General features: G+C 74.9%; 3 protein-coding genes. 2 read left to right on the forward strand and 1 reads right to left on the reverse strand.

The annotated features are described in order from the left end of the window. Positions 1–197: 197 nt before the first annotated feature. Together E2C05_RS35260 and E2C05_RS27875 are read left to right on the forward strand one after the other, a co-directional pair. Positions 198–3896, forward strand: a complete 3699-nt coding sequence (locus tag E2C05_RS35260; protein WP_158292410.1) for a CHAT domain-containing protein — start codon at positions 198–200, stop codon at positions 3894–3896. Next, the gene (locus E2C05_RS27875; RefSeq protein WP_133222909.1) at positions 3893–4813 is read left to right on the forward strand and encodes a hypothetical protein; all 921 of its coding nucleotides are present in this window, start codon (positions 3893–3895) and stop codon (positions 4811–4813) included. The genes E2C05_RS35260 and E2C05_RS27875 overlap by 4 nt, the downstream gene beginning before the upstream one ends. Before the next feature lie 102 nt (positions 4814–4915). On the opposite strand, the gene E2C05_RS34890 is transcribed toward E2C05_RS27875, so the two are convergent. After that, positions 4916–5820 (reverse strand): hypothetical protein (locus E2C05_RS34890; RefSeq protein ID WP_133222910.1); only part of this gene is annotated, 905 nt, incomplete at its 5' end.

The raw sequence follows: 5820 nt of genomic DNA on the forward strand, positions 1-5820 counted from the left end.
ACGCGCAACCGCGATGCGGCCGGCCGCGGCCGGCCGGCGCCGGCGGGCGGCGACCCGGCACCGCGGCGCGTCATGGCGCATGGCCCCCGGCGTGTCCCGGCGCACAGGACGCGCGGATGGCGGCCGATCACGGGCGCAATCGCGCTGCAACCCTGTCTATGCTGCCGGGCGGAAGCCGGTCGGGAGGCAGACGGGCGATGATCACCTTGCGGCTGACCCAGCTCGGCCAGGCGGCGGCCGGGCCGGTTCCCATCGAGATCGCGCTGGAAGGCGCCGGGCCACGCCGGACCGCCGCCGTGCAGGCGCGCTTCGACCTGCCGGCGGCCGATGCCAGCCGCATCCGCTGGTACCTGGAGGATTATCTGGAGCGCAGCGCCGACCCGGCGCCGCGCATCGCCGCCGGGATCGAGCGGCGCATGGCCGAGATCGGCCGCGACCTGTTCAGCGCGGTGTTCGAGGCCAACCGCGATGCCATCCGGCTCTGGGGCGACGTGGCCGACCGGCTGGGCGAGGCGCGGCTGGAGATCTCGACCGGGATCCGCGAAGCGCATGCGCTGCCCTGGGAACTGCTGCGGGACCCGCGCACCGATGCGCCGCTGGCGCTCTCGGCGCGGGAATTCGTCCGCGTGCAGTCCCAGGCCGGGCGGGCGCCGCTGATCCCGGTGGCGGTCGAGGACGGGACGGTGCGGCTGCTGGTGGCGATCTGCCGGCCCTCGGGCGCCGAGGACGTGCCCTTCCGCTCGGTCGCCAGCCGGCTGGTGAAGGCGCTGACCGAGGCCGGCGCCAGCGCGGTGGACCTGCATGTGCTGCGGCCGCCGAGCTTCGAGGAGCTGGGCCGGGTGCTGCGGCGGGCCAAGGCCGATGGCCGCCCCTTCCACATCGTGCATTTCGACGGCCATGGCGCCTTCGTGGGGGAGGCGGAGCGGGCGGCGCTGGAGGCGCAGGACGGGTTCGACCCGCGCCGCCTCGGCCCGGTCGAGACGGCGCAGGCGCGCGGCTATGTCTGCTTCGAGGATCCCGCCCGGAACAGCCGCATGCGGCTGGTGGACGGCGCCGCGCTGGGCAACCTGCTCTACGAGGCGGCGGTGCCTGTGCTGGTGCTGAATGCCTGCCGCTCCGCCCAGGGGACGGCCGCGGCCCCGCCGACGGCCGAGGCGGCGGCGGAGGCCGACCCGCCGGCCCCGCTGGCGCAGGAGGATCAGGTGCGCGCCTACGGGTCCTTCGCCCAGGCGGTGGTGGATGCCGGCGTCGCCGGCGTGGTGGCCATGCGCTACAACGTGCTGGTGGTCACCGCCGCGCAATTCGTCGGCGAGCTGTACCAGACCCTGGCCGAGGGGCAGACGCTGGGCGAGGCGGCGACGCGGGCGCGCAAGCACCTTGGCGACGAGCGGCTGCGGCGGGCCGCCGGCAAGCGGATCGAGCTGCAGGACTGGCCGGTGCCGGCGGTGTACGAGGCCGCGCCGATCCGGCTGTTCCGCCGGCGCGCGGTGGCGGCGATGTTCGACGCCATCGACTGGACCCCGGCGACCGCCGAGGCCGACGAGCTGCCGCGCGCCCCCGATATCGGCTTCATCGGCCGCGACGAGACGCTGCTGGCGCTGGACCGCGGCTTCGACCGCCGGAAGGCGGTGCTGCTGCATGGCCTGGCCGGCAGCGGCAAGACCACCACGGCGGCGGAATTCGCCCGCTGGTACGCCGCCACCGGCGGCCTCGACGGGCCGCTGCTGTTCGACAGCTTCGAGCAGTATCTGCCGCTGCCGCGGCTGCTCGACCGCATCGGCCGGGTCTTCGCCCCGGTGCTGGAGCCGCGCGGCATCGTCTGGGTGGCGCTCGGCGATGCCGAGCGGCGGCGGCTCGCGCTGCAGCTGCTCTCGATCCAGCCGGTGCTGTGGATCTGGGACAATGTCGAGCAGGTGGCCGGCTTCCCGGCCGGCGCCGCCGCCGCCTGGACGGCGGCCGAGCAGCAGGCGCTGGCGGATTTCCTGCGCGACCTCGGCCAGACCAAGGCGAAGGTGCTGCTGACCTCGCGGCGGGAGGAGGCGGGCTGGCTCGGCGACCTGCCGGTGCGCGTGCGCATCCCGCCCATGCCGCGGCTGGAGCGGATGGAATTCGCCGGCGCGCTGCTGGCACGCCAGGGCGGGGAGGCGCGCCTGGTCGAGGCGCTGGAGCCGCTGCTCGACTTCTCCCGCGGCAATCCGCTGACGCTCGGCGTGGTGCTGCGCCAGGCGCTGCGCGAGGGGATCCGCACGCGGGACGCGGCGGCGGCGCTGGCCGGGCGGCTGCGCGACGGCGAGGCGGCCTTCGAGGACGACGCGGAGCAGGGCCGCAGCCGCTCGCTCGGCGCCTCGCTCTCCTACGGGTTCTCGCAGGGCTTCTCGGAGGCGGAGCGGCGCCGGCTGGCGCTGCTGCACCTGTTCCAGGGCATCGCCTGGGACGCCATGCTGGCGCATGTGGAAGCGCTCGTCGACGGCGGCGAGGCGCCGGAATTCTCGGCCTGGCGGGAATTGCTGGGCCGCGCCGCGGATGGCGGGCTGCTGACGCCGCATGGCCAGGGCCTGTTCGCGGTGCATCCGGCGCTGCCCTGGTTCTTCCGCGACATGTTCGAGCGCTTCCACCCGGAGGCACCGGAACTGGGCGAGGCGTCCCCGGCGCGGCGGGCGGAGCGGGCCTTCGCGGTGGCCGTGCTGACCGCCACATCGGTGCTGGACGATGGCGACGGCCGCGACGAGGCGCGGACCGGCCTGCTGCGGGCGCAGGAGGCGAACCTGCTGCAGGTCCGCCGGCTGGCCGAGCGGCGGGGCTGGTGGGAGCCGGCGATCCAGGCGGCCCGGCGGCTGGGCAACCTCTACACCGATACCGGGCGGCGGGAGGAATACCTGCGCCTGCTCCGCCCGCTCTGCGAGCGGCTGCTGGACATGGCGACGCTGGCGCCGCGCCCGGGGCTCGAGGCGCATTGGCTGGACGGCATGGGCTTCGCGCACAGCCTGGCGCTGCGGGAGTACCGGACCGAGGATGCGCGGCGCATCCTGGATGTCCTGGCCGCCCGGCTGCGCGCCGAGGTCGGGGAGCCCGCGGCCATCGACGGCGGCACGCTGACCGATGCGCAGCGGGAGCTGGCGCATGCCTATATCTACGCCCTGCGGATCGAGGTGGGCGCCATCGTCGACCGGCGGGAGGTGGCCGCCCTGCCGGAGGCGGCGCGGCGCGCCGAGGAAGCCTACGACCTCGCCTGCGCTCTCGGGATGGACCGGGAGGCGGCGGGACAGGCGCTGCATCTCGGCCATTGCTACATGGACATGGCCCGCGACCATGCCGACAAGGAGCAGGACTACGCGACGGCCGAGCGCTGGTACAACCGGGCCCTGGACAAGCTGGGCGAGGGCGCGGGGCAGACCCGGGTCATGTGCCTGTATGAACTGGCGCAGCTGCACTACGCCCGCTTCCAGAACGCGATGGCCATCCGGGCGGAGCCGGCGGTGCTGGAGCAGCGCATCAACGACGCGCTGACGGCGGCGCGCAGCACGGCCGCGCTGGTGATGGAGGGCTACCCGACCATCGCGCTGCAGGTCCAGCTGCTGCTCGGCAACATCCACGACGATGCCGGGATGCTGACCCGGCAGGCGGAATTCTTCGCCGCCGCGGGCCGGCACTACCAGACGGCGATCCAGCTGGCCGATGGCACCGACGACCATCTCGGCGCCTCCGTCGCCTGCCGGGAGATGGCGCGGTCCAAGGCGAAGCAGAAGGAATTCCCCGACGCGCTGATCTATGCCGAGGAGGCGATCCGCCGCGCCGGGCGCGCCGGCGGCGGCGGGGCGGAAGCCATGTCGCGCTCGCGCCAGCTCCTCGGCGCGATCCGGCAGATGCAGGATGCGGCCGGCAGGAGGGACCCATGAGCACCGAGGACACTCCCTGGTTCGGCGACATCCCCGTCCTCGGCGCACGGCCGGTGGCGGAGATCGCGGCGACGCTGGCCGAGCTCGGCGAGCCGCCGCCCGATCCGCCCGCCGCCGGCGCGCCGGCCAGCTTCGCCCCGGGCGGCTGGCTGGATGGCCTCTTCGGCGAGCGGCTCTGGCGCTCCACCAGCCATGCCTTCGGCTATATCGCCCCGCACAAGCCCGGCGCCCGCGGCCCGCTGCCCATCGCGCATGCCGGCAACATCAAGCCCGATCCCGGGCTGCGCGGCGCGCGGCTGCGGGTGACGCTGAACTGGCTGCGCGTCGCCGACTATCCCGGGCGCGGGACGCATCGCGTGCTGTTCGACTTCTATGCCCGGAACCAGTCGGACGGCCCCGACAGCGACCTGCATTTCAACGCCACCTACCGGGTGCGGGAAGGCCAGCAGGCCGGCATCCTCGGCTATCCGGTCTTCGTCGGGTTGAAGGCGGGGGAGGAGGGGCTGGCCTTCCGCTGCTACACCGTCAATGTCCGCAACGACGCCGACGAGGCCTTCCTCGACCTGCTGGAATCCGACGCCTTCAAGCAGGGGCTGGAGATCACCCAGTCGGTGCAGCCGGTGATCAAGCCCTTCGCCGAGATGGCCTTCGGCATCACCCGCGCGATCGCTCGGCGCAACCGCAACGTGCCGGTGCAGGACGTGGCCATGGGGCTCGACTTCTCCAACGTGCCGGGCCGTGCCCGGCTGGCGGAAGGCGCCTATGTCGCCGCGCAGGTGCGCGACGACCTGTTCCCGCTCTGGGACTGGCAGGACTGGGCCTATGACCCGGAGAATGGCCGGATCGGCGCCCGCGACGACATGCGCCAGCCGCTGCCCTACAACTACTTCGTGCTGGGGATCAGCCGCATGGCGTGACCGGCCGCGCGGCGCGGCTCATGCCGCGTCGCCAAGGCCTGCGGCGCAAACCGCCCGGCGATCGAGGGGCTGTCGATCGGTCACGGCCAACAGCCTTCGGTATCAGCGCGTCGCAACCTCCAGGAACCGGATCAGCGCCGCCAGGTCGCCCGGCTCGCCCACCGTCTGCACCGGCATGCGGGTGCCGGGCGTCACCACATCCGGCCCGCGGGTGAAGAGATCGGCGACCGTCGCCGGCGTCCAGGTGATGTCGCCGCGCGCCAGGCGTTCGGAATAGGCATAGCCGGGCACGCTGCCCATGCGCCGGCCGAACAGGCCGTGCAGGGTCGGGCCGGCCATCGGCCCCGCATCCGGGCGCAGCGCATGGCAGGCGCTGCAGGCGCGCCAGACGCGGGCACCCTCCGCATCGGCGCCGGCGGGCAGCGCCGCCTCCGCCTCCGGCGCCACGGGGCCGAGCGGCGCGCCCGTCGCCGCCGCCCACCGACGCACCCGGCGGTCCTGCCCACCGGTCCAGAGGCTGCCGCCATCGGCGGCGAAGGCAACCGCCCAGATCGGCAGCCCGGGCCCGTCCAGCGTCCGCAGCAGCCTGCCATCCACCACCGACCACAATCCGGCGCTGCCGCCCAGCGACGCCGCGGCCAGCATCGCGCCATCCGGCGAAGCGGCCAGCGCCACCACCGGCCGCGGCCCCGCCGCAAGCTCCCTCACCATGCCGTCGGCGCCGAGCAGACGCACCACCCCATCGGCGCCGCCAGTGGCCAGGACGCCGCCCGGCAGCGCCGCCAGGGCATTCTGCGGCAGGCCGAATTCCGCCAGCACCCGGCCGCCCGCCGCGTCCCAGCGCCGCAGCGTGCCATCCGCGCCGGCGCTGGCGAGGCCGCCCGGGGTGAAGGCCAGGCCGCCGATCGGGCCGGCATGGCCGGCCAGCACCCGCGCCGCGCCGCCGCCGGCGGGCCAGAGGCGCAGCGTGCCGTCCCAGAAGCCGGCGGCCAGGTCCCCCGCCGGCC

The organism is Paracraurococcus ruber, assembly GCF_004353985.1.
Lineage (GTDB): Bacteria > Pseudomonadota > Alphaproteobacteria > Acetobacterales > Acetobacteraceae > Paracraurococcus > Paracraurococcus ruber.

Bases quoted from the DNA above. Each gene is read 5' to 3' on its own strand.
- E2C05_RS35260 (WP_158292410.1), top strand. From the start codon at position 198: ATGATCACCTTGCGGCTGACCCAGCTCGGCCAGGCGGCGGCCGGGCCG.
- E2C05_RS27875 (WP_133222909.1), top strand. From the start codon at position 3,893: ATGAGCACCGAGGACACTCCCTGGTTCGGCGACATCCCCGTCCTCGGC.